We start from the raw sequence: 14912 nt of genomic DNA, 5'->3' as shown, positions 1-14912 counted from the left end.
GCGGTCAGCCGTCGCGCCAGCTGTGCGATTCGATGCTCGCGCCGGCCTGCGGTCCCATCTGGAGCATGCCGCCGTCGATCACCACTGACGCTCCCGAGATGTAGGCGGCAGGCGGCGACGCGAGGAACGCGATCAGCGCCGCGACCTCGCGCGCATCGCCCGGCCGACCGAGCGGTATCCCCGGGCGGTCCTGCGTGTGCGGGTCGACATCGGTCTGCCCGGTCATGGGAGTCGCGATCTCGCCCGGCGCGACGCTCACCGCGCTGATGCCCGCCGATCCCAGTTCGAGTGCGAGGTTCTTCATCAGCCCGCTCAGTCCGTGCTTCGCGGCGTCGTACGCACTGGAGCCGACCATCGGCTGATGGGCGTGCACGCTCGTCACCGCGATCAGGCGTCCTCCGGCGCCCGCCGCGACCATCGCGCGGGCAGCGCGCTGCAGACACACGAAGGCGCCCGTCAGGTCGGTGTCGACGACCCGCCGCCACTCGTCGAGCGACAGCTCGAGGAACGGTGTCGAGGCGCCGGTACCGGCGTTGTTCACGAAGACGTCGAGGCCGCCGAGTTCAGCGATGAGCCGGTCGATCACGTCGCCGCACGCCGGGATGTCGGCGACGTCGAGCTGCGCCGTGATCGCCCGCGCGCCGTGGGTGCGCACCTCTTCGGCGGTCTGCTCGGCACCGGCCTGATCGGAGAGCCACGTGATCGCCACGTCCATGCCGGCGGTGGCGAGCGCCACCGCCGTCGCACGGCCGATGCCGGAGTCGCCAGCCGTCACGATCGCCCTGCGGGGTGCGTGTGCGTGGTCAGTCATGTCGGATCTCCTCATCGTCGGTTCGTCGGGGCGTCGGTTCCTCGCGGCTTCGACGCATCAGCCCGCGGTCTTCTCGTAGGCGCGCATCGCCGCAGCCTGTGCGTCGGCCAGAGCGTCCTCGATCGACTTGTCGCCGAGCAGCGCAGCGGTGATGGCGTTGTTCAGCTCGTTCTGGATCTCCTGCCCCGCGGGGGAGGAGCCGAAGGACTCTCCGTAGTCGACGACGTCGTAGTACGTCGCGATCACCTGATCGAACCCGGCGTTGCCGCTCTCGGTGACCCACTTGTCTCGGATCGCCTGGTCGGCGGAGGGCGACCCGGTGAAGAGACCGGTGTTGATGCCGCCGTCCTGTTCGCGGACTTCGGCGCGCGCCTCGCCGGCGGCGTTCCAGGCCTCATCCGACGTGAGCTCGAGCATCCAGGCGCAGGCGGCAGCAGGATTCTTCGCCCCGACCGGGATCACGAACGCCGTGCCGGACGCGACCGAGAAGGGTTCTCCGTCGGAAGAGCGGAAGGGCACTGCCTCGAGGTCGAGCTGATCGACATAGGGGGAGAGCACGTTCGGGTACCACTGGGCGTTGACCTGGCCGCCGACCTGGCCGGCCACGTACTGGTTGTTGTCGCCGAAAGCGTCGAACAAGTCGGTGAAGCTCTTCACGGCGGCGAATCCGCCCTGCGCGTCGGTGATCTGCTTCAGCATCTCGAGGCCCGCGACGTTGCTCGGATCGTCGAGCGTGGGGGTGCCGTCCTCGTCGTTCAGCTGGCCGCCCATCGCGAGCACCCAGAGGCCGCCCTGCCCGGTCGCGACGGGGTCGAAGCCGAGGCGGGTCGGCACTCCTCCCGACTCCTGGTAGATCTTCTCGATCGCTCCCATCAGGGCATCCGGCTTCGACGTGTCGAACTCCTCGGCCGAGACACCGGCCTCGGCGAGCACCGCCTTGTTCAGCAGGATCGCCGGCGGCTGGTAGAACTGCGGCACGGCCCACACGCCGTCCTCGTACGTCACATCGTCGACGACGAAGGGATACCAGTGATCGCGCGGCGAGACGTCGTGCGCCTCGAAGCAGGCGTCCAACGGCATGATCAGGTCCTGTGCCGCATACGTCGTGACGTAGCGTCGGTCCATCTGCACGACATCGGGCACATCGCCGCTCGCGATGCGGGTGGTGAACTTCTGCGCGTCGAACGCCGTGGCGTCGAGGTCGACCTCGACGTCCGAGAGCTGCTCGGCGGCATAGTCCATGCGCGAGGTGCCGACATCATCGGCGTTCTCGAAACCCCAGGCCTTCAGGGTTCCGGTGGCGTCCGCGCCGAAGTCGACCGACTCTGCGGCGCTCTCGCCGCTTCCCCCGCCGCACCCGCTGAGCAGCAGAGCGGATGCCGTCACGGCTGCGGCGGCTCCAAGGATTCGTGTCTTCATGTCGTTCTCCATTCATGTGGGGGCGGATACCCGCCCTGCGGGATAGGGATCAGCCCTTGCGCCCCTGCGTCGCGACGCCCTCGATGAAATACCGCTGGCCGAAGGCGAAGAGCAGCAGCATCGGCAGGGTCACGATGAGCGATGCCACCATCACGTACTGGTAGTCGCCGTGACCACCGGCCGTCGGGCTGTACTTCGTCATCGCGTAGGCGATGCCGAGAGGCGCGGTGAACTCGTCGACGGACCCGGCGTTGAGGTAGATCAGCGAAGCCTGCAGGTTGTTCCAGCTGGCCTGGAACTCGAAGAGGAACACGATCACGAACGACGGGATCGAGAGCGGCATCGCGATGCGCCAGAACAGGCCCCAGGCGCTCGCTCCGTCGAGTCGCGCGGCCTCGAACAGCTCTCGGGGAAGTCCGAGGAAGAACTGGCGCTGCAGGAAGATGTAGAAGGCGGAGCCGAACAGGTTCATGCCCCACAGCGGAACCCAGGTGCCGAGCATGCCGGTCTGCTTCCAGATGAGATAGACCGGGATCATCGTCACCGCTCCCGGCAGCATCATCGTCGCCAGCACCAGTCCGAACAGCAGCTTGCGGCCCGGGAATCGGAAGTAGGCGAACCCGAAGGCCACGATCGAGCTCGAGATGGCGACGGTACCCGCAGCGAGCAGGGCGATGGCGACGCTGTTCCACACCCAGCTCAGCAATGGCAGCTGATTCCACACCTCGATGTAGTTCTCGGGAACGAACGTGCGCGGGAAGAGACTGTTGTCGAACACCTCTCCCCGGGGCTTCAGGCTCGCGGCGATCAACCAGATGAAGGGGTAGAGGAACAGCAGGCCGAAGCCGATCAGAACGATCGTGAGCAGGATGCGTGCGACCAGGCTCTTCGGTCGAGCGAGGCGTCGACGTCTGCGCGGCTGCCCCGGGGTCGTGACCGAGACCGTGTCGGTCCGGGGTTCGTCTCCCGGAGGCGGGGGGAGCGGGACAGGTCGGATCGTCGTCGACATCAGCGGTCTCCCTCGTAGTAGACGAAGCGATTGCCGACCTTCACCTGCACGAGTGTGATCAGCATGATGATCACGAACAGCAGCCAGGCCATGGCGGCGGCGAAGCCGAAGTCGAACTGGCGGAACGCCTGCTGGAACAGGTAGATGGCGTAGAAGAGCGATGCCTCGGGAGAGGCGTTGCTCTGATCACGCCAGAAGAGCAGATACGCCTGATCGAAGATCTGGAAGGCAGCGATCGAGAGCACGATGACGTTGAAGAACATCGCGCCCGAGATCATCGGCAGCGTGATCGAGAAGAACCTGCGGATCGGTCCCGCGCCGTCGAGCGACGCCACCTCGTAGAGCTCGACCGGCACGTTCTTGAGCGCCGCGAGGAAGATCACCATGGTGCCGGCGACCGTCCAGAGCGTCATGATGACGATGCTCGGTTTGACCCATGCCGGGTCGACCAGCCATTGCGGCCCCGAGACGCCGAACAGACGCAGGAATTGGTTGATCGCCCCCGAGTTGCCGTTGAGCAGCAGGAAGAAGACGGCGGCGGTGGCGACAGCCGGGGTCATCTTGGGCAGGTAGTAGAGCACCCGGAAGAAGCCGGCGCCACGACCCACCCGGTTCAGCAGGAGTGCCAGGGCGAGGGCGAAGATGATCTCGAGCGGCACCGCCATGACGACGTAGAACAGGGTGTTGGCGAGCGAGAGCCCCACGCGAGGATCGTCGAAGAGCTCGGCGTAGTTGGCGATGCCGATCGGACGCGCCGAGTTGGTGGCGAGGTTGTAGTTGCTGAACGAGATGAAGAGGCTGTACGCCATCGCTCCCGCCGTGAAGATCAGGAATCCGAGGAGCCACGGTGCGATGAACAGGTATCCGGCCAGGACCTCACGCCGGTTGTACGGATCGCGCTGACGTCGCTGGCGTCCCTGCCGTGATGCGGTCTTCATGGGAGGAGAAGCTAGACGCGCGGGAGGAAACCAGCCCGGGGCTTGTCACCGAGGCGTTGTTGTGCAATTCTCGGGCATCATGCGCGTCTCCGGCGCCACCCGCTGGCGGCCTCAGCAGCGCGCAGTCAGGCCGGGTCAGGCGGCCATCGCAGTCGGGTGAGAGCGCCGAAGACGAGCGTGTATCGCCGGTCGAGCCGCAGGCAGGTCAGCAGCGTATGACCGCATCCGCGGCAGAGCAGGATCACTCCGGCCGGATCCAGCTCGGCGACGGCATCGCCGAGCTCCGACTCGCGATCGCAGTGCGCGCAGACTCCGCGTGCGGCGGTCATGTCCCTGCCGAACAGCTCGAGCAGCATCCCGCCGGCCGCGTTGCCGTCGAGTCGCGGGTGATGACCGGGGTGGGCGGCGTTCATCAGGCACCTCCGAAGCGCTCGGTGCGGATGCGGTCGGGGGAGTGCCCGGCCGCGACGAGCAGATCTGCGACGGCTTCGACGAAACCCGTCGGCCCGCAGACGTAGACCGAAGGGCGCTCCGCGGCAGGGATGACGGACGCGGCGATCGTCGCCGCATCCACCCTTCCGGCCGGTCGCGCGGAGCCTGCGGGTGCCGAGCGGCTGTACGCCCAGTCGATCGTGAACGCGTGATCGGTGATGCCGTCGAGCTCGTCGGCGTAGAAGGCGTCATCGGTCGAGCGCACCGCGTACAGCAGCCGCATCGGCGCAGAGCTGGCCGCGCGCGCATGATCCCGAGCCATCGCCAGGAACGGGACGATCCCCGATCCGCCCGCGATGAGCTGAACGGGTTCGGTCTGCTCGGGGGTCCACACGAAGTACGCGCCGATCGGACCGCGTACCTCCAGCTCGTCGCCGGGACGCACGTCCTCGACGAGGTAGGGAGAGACCTCGCCGTCCGGAACCTCGTCGACGGCGAGCTCCAGCACGTCGCCATCACCGGAAGATGCGAGCGAATACGACCGGACCGCCTGATAGCCGTCTTCCGCGGTCAGACGCACATCGACGTGCTGGCCGGCCAGGTTCCCCGGCCAGCCTTCGACGCGCAGGGACAGCACGCGGCCGTGAGCCGTGGCCCGCCGGACCGCGTCGACTCTGGCTCGGTGCCACGGTGACGAGGTCACCAGTAACGCTCTTCTTTCCAGGGGTCGCCGTACATGTTGTAGCCGTTCTGCTCCCAGAACCCGGGCTCGTCGTTCTCGAGCAGATCCAGACCGTGCACCCACTTCGCGGACTTCCAGAAGTAGAGGTGGGGGACGAGGAGGCGCGCGGGCCCGCCGTGCTCGGGTGCGAGGGGCTCACCCTCGAACTCGAACGCGATCCACGCCTTGCCTCCCGTCAGGTCGGCGCGGGGAACATTCGTCGTGTACCCGCCGTACGAGAAGACTCGCGTGAAGTCGCCGTCTCCGGCGTCCTGCAGCAGGTGATCGAGCGAGACTCCGCGCCACTCGGTGCCGAGCTTCGACCACCGCGTGACGCAGTGGATGTCGGAGGTGATCGTGTCGATCGGCAGCGCCTGCAGCTCATCCCATGACCAGGTGCGGCGGATGCCGTCGAGCCCGACGACCGCGAACTCCCACGTGCCGGTCTCGACACGAGGCGTCGGCCCCGCCGACAGCACGGGGAAGTCCTCGGTGAGGTACTGCCCCGGGGGGAGGCGGTCATTCGATTCGCGCCGCCGTGCACCGAAGCCGCGGGAGATCACAGCCATGATCGCCTTCTTTCCTGGGGTCGAGTCCATTTCACCCGATCGATCGCGCAGAGGCGTCCTGCACGTGTCGAATTCGGCTGGCTCTCGCACCGATTCTAGGACCGGCCCACGCGGTGTCGCACGGGTCGGCGATGAATGACGCACGAGAGGATGGTCGACATGACGCTGACCGTGCGTGGCCTGCAGTTCGGCATGATCGATACCGGCGCGGAGCACGCGGCCGGCACGATCGTGCTGATCCACGGCATCGGGATGTCGCACCGCTATCTCGTGCGACTGCACCGTGCGCTGGCTCGTTCTGCGCGCGTCGTGTCACTCGACCTGCCCGGTTTCGGTGGGCTCGCCAAGCCGTCTCGAAACGTGACGATCGAGGACATGGCTGACGCGATCGCAGAGGTCCTGTCCGCGATCAGCGACGGCCCTGTGCTGCTCGTCGGCCATTCGATGGGCGCGCAGTGGGCCGTCGAGACCGCGGCTCGTCATCCTGCGCGGGTCACCGGAGTGGTCGCGATCGGGCCCGTCGTCGACGATGCCCGTCGCACGCTCGGCGCGCAGGCCCTGGCGCTCGCTCGCGACACCCTGGGCGAGACTCCGGCGACGAACCTCATCGTCTTCAGCGACTACCTGCGATGCGGCCCGCGCTGGTATCTCCGGCAGGCCGCGCACATGCTGAGCTACCGGATCGAGGAGCGGGTTCGGTCTCTCTCGGTGCCTCTGCTCGTCGTGCGCGGAGCGAAGGATCCCGTTGCCGGCGCGTCGTGGTGCGCTCGCCTCGCGGCGCGCGCCGGCGACGTCGGGGTCGTGTCGATCCCCGGGCGCCACCATGTCGTGCAGAGGACGGCGCCGGATGCGGTGGCGACCGTCGTGCGGGAGTGGGCCGATCGGATCGAGCCGTGAGCGGTCGCCGCGGTGCAGCGCAGCCGGCGTGAGCACAGACCCGCCCGCGGTTCCGCACTCAGCTGAGCATCAGCAAAGTCTCATTTTTTGCTCATAAACGTGATGTATGTGCTAGTTTCCTCGTAAATAGGGTGATCTAGCTACGGAGTCGCATTGCTGAGTAATTCTGCTGTTTCCGCTGATAACAGCACCGGCGCCGATTCCCTGTGGACGCCCGAGAAGCTCGCTCGCGACAACATGCCGCTCGCCACCTTCCTGGCGGTCGAGAAGGCGAGATCCGCGACGCACGTCGATCTCGACGACCTGCTCTCGGCGGCGCGGCTGGGACTCGCACGGGCCGCCCTGTCGTACGACCCCTCGCGCGGGATCCCCTTCGGTGCGTTCGCGAGCGGGCAGATCAACTGGGCGATGCTCTCGGAGATGCGCCGGGCCGACCCCGCCGGAGAGCGCAGTCGCGACAAGATCGAGCGGGTGCGTCTGGCAGGCGAGACGGTGTCGGCGCGCACCGGTCGCCCGGCCACGACAGCGGAGCTGGCGAAGGAGTCGGGCCTCGACATCGCGGCAGTGGTCGAGATGCAGAAGCTCGATGAGATGGTGCGCACCGCCACCAGCTTCGAAGAGCACTTCGATGTGGAGACCGGGCGTCAGGCGGCTGATCTCACCGACAGTGTGATCCTGCCCGAGCACGCGGTCGAACAGTCCGAACTGCGCACGATGCTCGCGCAGGTCATCGAGGCGCTGCCGGAGGCGATGCGGAACGTGGTCCGCGGCATCTACCTCGAAGACCGCATGGTCAAGGACATCGCGGAAGAACTCGCGGTCAGTCACGCCTACGTCTCGAAGCTGCGATCGAAGGCTCTCGCGTTGATGCGCGAGGCGATGCAGGCCTGGGAGGACGGCACGGGCGGCGACCGGTCCACCAAGGCGAAGTCGGAGTTCTTCGAGGCGCTCTTCGGCATGCCGGCTCCGGTCGTGACGCCCGCGTCGGAGCGGCTGCTCGCGGCGGTCTGAGAATTCCCCCTCGCGGCGGTTACGGGCGTTCCGCACGTCGCGAATGTGGGGAGTAAGGGCCCACGGATGGGCCCGAGTCCAACCCCATAACCACGGAGGAATTCTCATGGGTCTTCAGATCGCAACCAACGTCGGTGCACTCAACGCGTACCGCAACCTGTCCGTCAACCAGAACGACGTCTCGAAGTCGCTCGAGAAGCTCTCGAGCGGTCTGCGCATCAACCGCGCAGCCGATGACGCCGCCGGTCTCGCCATCTCCGAGGGTCTGCGTTCGCAGGTCAACGGCCTGAACGTCGCAGCCCGCAACGCGCAGGACGGCATCTCGGTCATCCAGACCGCAGAAGGCGCGCTCACCGAGGTGCACTCGATCCTTCAGCGCGTGCGTGACCTCGCGGTGCAGGCCGGCAACGACTCGAACAACGCCGACTCGCGCACCGCGATCACCACCGAGGTGACGCAGCTGGTCGACGAGCTCGACCGCATCGCCGACAGCGCCAACTTCAACGGCATCCAGCTGCTCGACGGCACCGCCGGAGCCGCGGGCAACGGCACGCTCAGCTTCCAGGTGGGAGCCGACGGTTCTGCATCCAGCCAGATCACCGTCGACCTGACGAGCGCGAACATCAAGGCACTCACGACGCAGCTGCGCACCGACATCGTGACGACCGACGGCTTCGCCAACCCGACGGCCGCCGCCGCGACCATCACCACGGTCGACACGGCCATCAAGAGCGTCTCGTCGGCTCGCGCCGACCTCGGTGCAGTGCAGAACCGCTTCGAGTCGACGATCAACTCGCTGCAGGTCTCGGCCGAGAACCTGGCCGCTGCGAAGAGCCGCATCGCCGACACCGACATGGCTGCCGAGATGGTCAAGTACACCGCCTCGAACATCCTGCAGCAGGCCGGTACCGCCATGCTCGCGCAGGCGAACCAGTCGGGCCAGGGCGTCCTGCAGCTGCTCCGTTGAGCCGCTGCGCCTGAGGCGCAGAGGGCGCCCGGGCGGAGTCACCTCCGTTCGGGCGCCTTCCTCCAGGACATCGTGACCGCATCGCACGGAAGACGACCGGGATGAAACTCGACGGACTCGTATCAGGGCTCAAGACCGAAGAGCTCATCAAAGCGCTGATGGACGTGTCGGCGATCCCCAAGACGCTGATCACCAACAAGATCGCTGATCGCAACGCGATCATCACGAATCTGCAATCGCTCAACACGACGCTGCAGGGTCTGGTCGCCAAGGCCAAGACCGCGGCAGGGGCAACGTCGCTGGCCTCGTTCACCGCGACGTCGTCGTCCGAGACCATCAAGGTCTCCGCCGGCGCCACCGCCACGGCGTTTTCGACGGACGTCGTCGTCGACGCGGTCGCCACTTCGCACTCCGTCGTCACCGCCGCCGGAGGCGCGTCGGCGTGGGGCGGCACCTTCACCGTGGTGGGGACCGACGGCGAGCCCGTCGAGATCACGCCGACCGGAACGGGCCCGCAGGATCTCGCGAAGGCCATCAACAACGCCAAGACAGGCGTCACCGCGACGGTGGTCCCCGCCGGAACCGATGCCGACGGCAAGCCGCTCTCGCGCATCCAGCTGACATCGATCGAGACCGGCGCCGCGGGCGAGTTCACGATCCACCGCGGCAGCGCCGCGGAACTCGCCGCGGGAACGGCGAGCGACCTCGGGGCCGAACCCGGCGCCGCGATGATCACACAGGGCGCCGACGCGAGGGTGCGTCTCTTCGCCGGCACGGCGGCCGAGCAGACTCTCACCAGCGCCAGCAACACGATCAGCGTGGGCGAGGGCATCGACGTCACGATCACGAAGCCCAGCACCGATCCGGTCACGATCATCGTCGCCCGCGATCAGAAGAAGCAGACGACCACAGCCGAGTCGTTCGTCAAGGAGATCGAGGCGCTGCTGACACGGATCGACAACGGGTCGAAGGCGACGGTCGGGGGAGTCGGAGAATCGACGACGCTGGGGGTGTTCACGGGAGACAGCACCGTGCGCAACCTGCGGGGGGCACTGGCCAACGCGGTGCAGCATCCGATCAACGGCATCTCGCCCTCGACGATCGGCATCACGATCAACGAGAAGGGCGTGCTCTCGTTCGACGCCGAGAAATTCGCGGCGGCGGTCGCCGATGACCCCGAGGCGACGCAGGAGCTGTTCTCGTCCGTCGCCAGCAGGCTCGAAGGGGTGACGACCCAATACTCCGACAAGTACGACGGTCTGCTCACCGCGCGCATCACCGGCCAGGAGACCGAGGTCAAGACGCTCAAGACGCAGGTCGAGCGGTGGGACATCAGACTCGAACAGCGTCGGGCCACACTCGAGCGCACCTACGCCCAACTCGAGGTGCAGCTGTCGAAGCTGCAGTCCCAGTCCAGCTGGCTCACCGGTCAGCTCGCCGCGATGACGCCCAACTCGTCGTCATCCTGAGCCGACAGCACACACGAATCCGCATTGGAGTCCGCACTCATGCCCATCACCTCTCTCGACCGTGCCAAGCAGCAGTATCTCGAGCAGCAGGTCGCGTCGGCATCGCCCGAACGCCTGCTCGTCCTCCTGTACGACCGGCTCCTCGTCGATGTCGACCGCGCCGGCGTCTCGCAGGATGCCGGGGACTGGGCCGCGGCGGGCACGCACCTGACGCACGCGCAGTGGATCGTCGCCGAGCTGAGCGGCTCGCTCACCGATGTCTGGGACGGCGCGGATGACCTGCGAGGCGTGTACACGTATCTCACGGGGCGCCTCATCGCCGCGAACATCGAGCGCGATCGCGCGATCACGGCCGAGTGCCGCGAGATCGTCGCCCCCCTGCGCGAGGCCTGGCACCAGGCCGCAGCGGCGACCGCCGATGCGTCTCAGACCCTCACCTCGGCCACGGCCTGATCCCTCGTGCCCGACAACCTCGCAGCCTGGCTGGCGGTGCTCGACCAGTTCGAGCGCGCCCTCGATGCCGCCGACGATCAGATGGCGCCCGCAGACGTCGAGCGGCCGTCCGGCGCGGTTCCCGAGGAGTTGCGTGAGCGGGCCGAAGCGGTGCTGGCGCGGCAGCAGCTGATGATCGGCGGGCTCATGGCCTCGCGCGCCAACGTGGCACGCGAGATCGCCGCACTGCGCCGCGTTCCGACGAGCCCCACCGACATGCCGGCGTATCTCGACGTCGAAGGCTGAGCGGGCCGGGTTACGCCCAGGTCGTGTGTCGCGATAGTCGCACCTGAGCACGGATAGCTCGACGACTGGCCAGGGATCGGCTTCTCCACCAACGTCCGGAGTGCCCCCGTGCTCGAATCCGTTACCTCTTCCGCGCTGATCAGCGCGCTCGACGGTCTGGCGCTGCGCCAGCGTTCGATCGCCGAGAACATCGCCAACGTCAACACGCCCGGCTACCAGGCCAAGCGCGTGCAGTTCGAAGACGAGCTCCGCTCCGCCGTGTCGGCCGGTTCGGGCGCTGTCGCACCGACCGTCGAACGCTCGCTGGAGCCGACGCGGATCAACGGCAACAACGTGAACCTCGACACCGAGACGCTGTCGAACATCGACACCGTGCTGCGGTTCCAGTTCGCGAGTCAGGCCATCGGCGGTCAGGCGGCATCGATCTCCAAGGCGATCGGTCAGGCGACGGCATGACGTTCGACGCCCTCGGCATCGCCGGCACCGGTCTCACCGCGCACCGCAAATGGCTCGACGCGCTGAGCGACAACATCGCCAATGCGAACACCGCGACGCCCGCGGGCGAACAGGCGTTCCGCGAGAAGCTCATCACCGTGCAGGCGGGCACCGAGAGCCCCGGCGTCTATGTCACGGGGGTGGCCGAATCCGAGGCCGAGGCGAAGCGCGTGTACGACCCTGAGCACCCCTACGCCGACGCCGACGGGTACGTGCAGTACCCGAACGTCGAACTCGGCGACCAGATGAGCATGCTGATCGTCGCGCAGCGCGGCTATGAGGCGAACGCTGCAGTGGTCGATCGCGCCAAGACGACCTATGAGGCAGCCCTGCAGATCGGACGCAACTGATGAGCACCCCGATCGAGGGAATCTCGGCTGCGGGGGTGAGTCCGCTCTCGGCGCTCAGTTTCGAGGGCGGCACCGACGCCACTGCCGGGACCGGCGGCGGAGCCTTCGCGAACTCCATGACCGGAGCGATGGAGAATCTGCAGCAGCTGCAGGCATCGTCGAACGAACTCGCCGTGCAGGCCGTCACGGGCGATCTGCAGGACATCCACCAGGCGATGATCGCCTCGTCGCGCGCCTCGGTCACGCTCGATCTGGTCGTCGCGGTGCGCGACCGCAGCGTCTCCGCTTTCAACGAGATCATGAGGATGCAGGCCTAAGCGATGCCGAAGATGCTCACGGGATACTTCGACCGCGCCAAGCAGGTCGTCTCAGGGTTCACCCTCGCCCAACGGACCATCGCGATCATCGGCGTGGCGCTACTGGTCATGGGGGCGATCGCACTCGGCTCGTGGCTGGCGCGGCCGCAGATGAGTCCGCTGTTCACCGGTCTCAGCGCAGGCGACGCGTCGGCGGTCGTCGACCAGCTCAAGACCGCGGGCGTCTCGTACGAGCTCGCCGAAGGCGGTGCGACGATCCTCGTGCCCGACGATCAGGTGTACGCGCAGCGCCTCTCCGCAGCGTCGGCCGGCCTGCCGGGAGACTCGAGCGAGGGCTACACGCTGCTCGACAAGATGGGTGTGACCGCGAGCGAGTTCCAGCAGTCGGTCACCTACAAGCGCGCCATCGAGGGGGAGCTCGCGAGCACGATCGGGTCGATGGACGGCATCAGCGCGGCATCCGTGCAGCTCGCCATCCCCGAAGAGAGCGTGTTCGTCTCGGAGCGCCAGAGCCCCACGGCATCCGTGTTCGTGAAGACGCGCAACGGGTCGACGCTGAGCGACGAGAAGATCGAGGCCATCGTGCACCTCACGAGCGCGGCGGTGCCGGGGATGACCCCTGAAGACGTCGCGGTCACAGATCAGAACGGCGCGGTGCTCTCGGCTGTCGGTGCGGGTCTCACGGGCACCTCGTCGAAGCAGGCCACCGAGCACGAGGCGAAGGTCGCGGCGTCGGTGAGCGCGATGCTCGAGACCATCGTCGGCCCCGGGAACGCCACGGTGACGGTCTCGGCAGACGTCGCGAACTCGACGTCCGAGCGCATGGACGAGACGTACTCCGCGCCGGAAGGCGCGCTCAGTGCCTCGGAGCAGACCAAGACCGAGACGTACACGGGCGGACAGGCCGGCGGCACCGGAGTGCTCGGCCCCGACAACATCGCCGTTCCGAACGGAGCCGCGGGTGACGGCGCGTACGAGTTCGAGGAGACCTCGCGCGACAACGCGGTCAACAAGTCGACCGAGAAGACCGTCACACCCGCCGGAGAGGTGACCCGCCAGACCGTGAGCATCGCGCTGAATCGCGGTGCTGTCACCGGGGTCACCGCCGCGCAGGTCGAGACGCTGGTGGCCTCGGCCGCCGGGATCGACCTCGAGCGGGGCGACGCGATCGCCGTGGAGTTCGTCGAGTTCAGCGAGACGGGCGCGACGGCGGCTCAGACCGCTCTGCAGGCGGCGGAGGCCGAGCAGGCCGCTCAGATGCAGCAGGAGCTGCTGCGCGCGGCGATCATCGGCGGATCCATTCTTCTCGCCGTGATCATCCTCGTGGTCTTCCTGGCCGTGAGACGCAAGCTCAAGCGCCGCGTCATGTACACCGAGGACGGCCCGATCGAGTACTTCGCGACCGTGACCGAGAGCGAGGAGCAGAAGCTGAAGTCGCTCCGCGGGCTGAAGGATGGCGATGCGATTCCGCTGCCCGCGCCCACCACGCTCCTGCCGTCCGTCGGCGTCGATCCCGATCTCGACGACGAGCGCGAGCCCGACCAGATGCTCGTCGAGCGCCGACGCCGTGAGATCGACGATCTGGCGAAGCGGGAGCCCGAGGCGATCGCGGTCGCCCTGGCGAGTCTGATGGACGAGGCGAGGGTATGAGCGCTCTGACCGAACTGCTCGACGCACAGGCCGATACGGTCGAGGTGTCGACGGCCGTGGTGACCGCATCGGCGTCGGCCGAGCACCCGATGAGCGGGCTGCGCAAGGCGGCGATCGTGCTCATGAACATGGACCGTGCCGCAGGCGCCGAGGTTCTTCGCCATCTGGGCGAGGAGCGCTCCGAGATGCTGGCCGCCGAGCTCACGCAGCTCGGAGGCGTGGATGTCGCGTCGACCGCACGCGCGCTGGGCGAGTTCCGCCGCATCGCCACGGGCGGCTCCGTGCCGTCGAAAGGCGGGCAGGAGCTGGCCACCGGACTGCTGGAGACCGCGTTCGGGCGCGAGAAGGCCGTGGGCATGGTGGGCCGCGTGATGTCGCAGGGCTCGGTGTCGTTCGACTTCCTGAACGCGGCGGATCCCGCGCAGCTCGCGACGATCCTCGAGGGAGAGCTGCCCACGACCGTGGCCGTCGTGCTGGCGAACCTGCGAGCAGATCGTGCGGCGGCGGTTCTCGCCGCACTCCAGGACCCGCTGCGCACCGACGTCGCACAGGCGATCGCGACCATGGGCACCGCCACTCAGGAGGCGATCTCGATCGTCGCCGACTCGCTGCGTTCGCGCACCGGGGTGTTCGCGATGCGCGACAACCACGAGTCGATCGGGGGAGTGCAGCCGCTCGTCGAGATCATCAACCGGTCGGACACGGCTCTCGAGAAGTCTCTGCTCGCGTCGCTCGAAGGACGCGATCTGGCGCTCGCGGAGGACATCCGCAGCCGCATGGTGACGTTCGCGGACTTCGCGCGCCTCGAGGATCGCGACGCTCAACGCGTGCTCCGCGGCATCGACCTGCGCATGCTCGCTCTCGCGCTCAAGGGTGCCGACGAGCAGGTCGTCGAGAAGGTGCGCACCAACATGACCGAGCGCAACCAGGAGAATCTGGCGGAGGAGACGCGAGTTCTCGGACCGGTGCGCATGCGGCAGGTCGACGAGGCCCGCGCCGAGATCGTGAGGATCATCCGCGAACTCGAGGCGTCCGAGGAGATCACCATCTCCCGTGAGGACGAGGACGAGCTCGTCGAGTGAGTCCGTCGCCGGCGGAAGGCACGACGGTGGTTACGCC

18 protein-coding genes are annotated in these 14912 nt (G+C 67.6%); 11 read left to right on the top strand and 7 right to left on the bottom strand.

Going from position 1 to position 14912, the window contains the following annotated elements; translation table 11 throughout:
- Window positions 1–4 precede the first annotated feature (4 nt).
- From AC3WS6_RS11735 to AC3WS6_RS11705, 7 genes are all read right to left on the bottom strand, one after another.
- Window positions 5–811: an SDR family oxidoreductase gene (locus AC3WS6_RS11735; RefSeq protein ID WP_492501184.1), complete on the bottom strand. Its 807-nt coding sequence runs from the start codon at window positions 809–811 to the stop codon at window positions 5–7.
- Between the two features lie 57 nt (window positions 812–868).
- Window positions 869–2230 carry an ABC transporter substrate-binding protein gene (locus tag AC3WS6_RS11730; RefSeq protein WP_492501183.1) on the bottom strand — a complete coding sequence of 454 codons (1362 nt, stop codon included), beginning with the start codon at window positions 2228–2230 and terminating at the stop codon, window positions 869–871.
- Window positions 2231–2279: 49 nt separating this feature from the next.
- Window positions 2280–3239, bottom strand: a complete 960-nt coding sequence (locus AC3WS6_RS11725; protein WP_492501182.1) for a carbohydrate ABC transporter permease — start codon at window positions 3237–3239, stop codon at window positions 2280–2282.
- Window positions 3239–4177 carry a carbohydrate ABC transporter permease gene (locus tag AC3WS6_RS11720; RefSeq protein WP_492501181.1) on the bottom strand — a complete coding sequence of 313 codons (939 nt, stop codon included), beginning with the start codon at window positions 4175–4177 and terminating at the stop codon, window positions 3239–3241. Before AC3WS6_RS11720 ends, AC3WS6_RS11725 begins: the two co-directional genes overlap by 1 nt.
- A gap of 125 nt (window positions 4178–4302) precedes the next feature.
- The gene (locus tag AC3WS6_RS11715) at window positions 4303–4590 is read right to left on the bottom strand and encodes a DUF6510 family protein (RefSeq protein WP_492501180.1); all 288 of its coding nucleotides are present in this window, start codon (window positions 4588–4590) and stop codon (window positions 4303–4305) included.
- On the bottom strand, window positions 4590–5312 hold the full coding sequence (locus AC3WS6_RS11710) for a ferredoxin reductase (RefSeq protein ID WP_492501179.1): 723 nt from the start codon (window positions 5310–5312) through the stop codon (window positions 4590–4592). The genes AC3WS6_RS11715 and AC3WS6_RS11710 overlap by 1 nt, the downstream gene beginning before the upstream one ends.
- The gene (locus AC3WS6_RS11705) at window positions 5309–5899 is read right to left on the bottom strand and encodes a sulfite oxidase-like oxidoreductase (RefSeq protein ID WP_492501178.1); all 591 of its coding nucleotides are present in this window, start codon (window positions 5897–5899) and stop codon (window positions 5309–5311) included. Before AC3WS6_RS11705 ends, AC3WS6_RS11710 begins: the two co-directional genes overlap by 4 nt.
- A gap of 159 nt (window positions 5900–6058) precedes the next feature.
- Between AC3WS6_RS11705 and AC3WS6_RS11700 the strand changes: the two genes are divergently transcribed.
- The 11 genes from AC3WS6_RS11700 (at window position 6059) to fliG (ending at window position 14875) form a co-directional block, all read left to right on the top strand.
- Window positions 6059–6796, top strand: coding sequence for an alpha/beta fold hydrolase (locus tag AC3WS6_RS11700; protein WP_492501177.1), 738 nt, complete (start codon window positions 6059–6061; stop codon window positions 6794–6796).
- 153 nt (window positions 6797–6949) lie between these two features.
- On the top strand, window positions 6950–7807 hold the full coding sequence (locus AC3WS6_RS11695; RefSeq protein WP_492501176.1) for a sigma-70 family RNA polymerase sigma factor: 858 nt from the start codon (window positions 6950–6952) through the stop codon (window positions 7805–7807).
- Between the two features lie 106 nt (window positions 7808–7913).
- Entirely contained in the window at window positions 7914–8774 is an 861-nt protein-coding gene (locus tag AC3WS6_RS11690; protein ID WP_492501175.1) for a flagellin N-terminal helical domain-containing protein, read from the top strand.
- 101 nt (window positions 8775–8875) lie between these two features.
- On the top strand, window positions 8876–10243 hold the full coding sequence (gene fliD / locus AC3WS6_RS11685; protein ID WP_492501174.1) for a flagellar filament capping protein FliD: 1368 nt from the start codon (window positions 8876–8878) through the stop codon (window positions 10241–10243).
- Window positions 10244–10282: 39 nt separating this feature from the next.
- On the top strand, window positions 10283–10696 hold the full coding sequence (gene fliS, locus AC3WS6_RS11680; RefSeq protein WP_492501173.1) for a flagellar export chaperone FliS: 414 nt from the start codon (window positions 10283–10285) through the stop codon (window positions 10694–10696).
- Window positions 10697–10702: 6 nt separating this feature from the next.
- Window positions 10703–10981, top strand: coding sequence for a hypothetical protein (locus tag AC3WS6_RS11675; protein ID WP_492501172.1), 279 nt, complete (start codon window positions 10703–10705; stop codon window positions 10979–10981).
- Between the two features lie 108 nt (window positions 10982–11089).
- A complete protein-coding gene (gene flgB / locus AC3WS6_RS11670) occupies window positions 11090–11437 on the top strand; it encodes a flagellar basal body rod protein FlgB (RefSeq protein ID WP_201469905.1) in 348 nt (115 codons plus the stop codon).
- Window positions 11434–11826 (top strand): flagellar basal body rod protein FlgC, encoded by a 393-nt coding sequence (gene flgC / locus AC3WS6_RS11665; RefSeq protein ID WP_492501171.1) that lies wholly within the window; start codon window positions 11434–11436, stop codon window positions 11824–11826. Before flgB ends, flgC begins: the two co-directional genes overlap by 4 nt.
- A complete protein-coding gene (gene fliE / locus AC3WS6_RS11660) occupies window positions 11826–12143 on the top strand; it encodes a flagellar hook-basal body complex protein FliE (RefSeq protein ID WP_492501170.1) in 318 nt (105 codons plus the stop codon). The genes flgC and fliE overlap by 1 nt, the downstream gene beginning before the upstream one ends.
- A 3-nt stretch (window positions 12144–12146) precedes the next feature.
- Window positions 12147–13793 (top strand): flagellar basal-body MS-ring/collar protein FliF, encoded by a 1647-nt coding sequence (fliF, locus tag AC3WS6_RS11655; protein WP_492501169.1) that lies wholly within the window; start codon window positions 12147–12149, stop codon window positions 13791–13793.
- A complete protein-coding gene (gene fliG / locus AC3WS6_RS11650) occupies window positions 13790–14875 on the top strand; it encodes a flagellar motor switch protein FliG (protein ID WP_492501168.1) in 1086 nt (361 codons plus the stop codon). Before fliF ends, fliG begins: the two co-directional genes overlap by 4 nt.
- The last annotated feature ends 37 nt before the right edge of the window (window positions 14876–14912 follow it).

It is taken from the genome of Microbacterium sp. EB106-03-03-XG65, from assembly GCF_058791955.1.
This window is presented reverse-complemented; position numbering and strand designations above follow the sequence as displayed.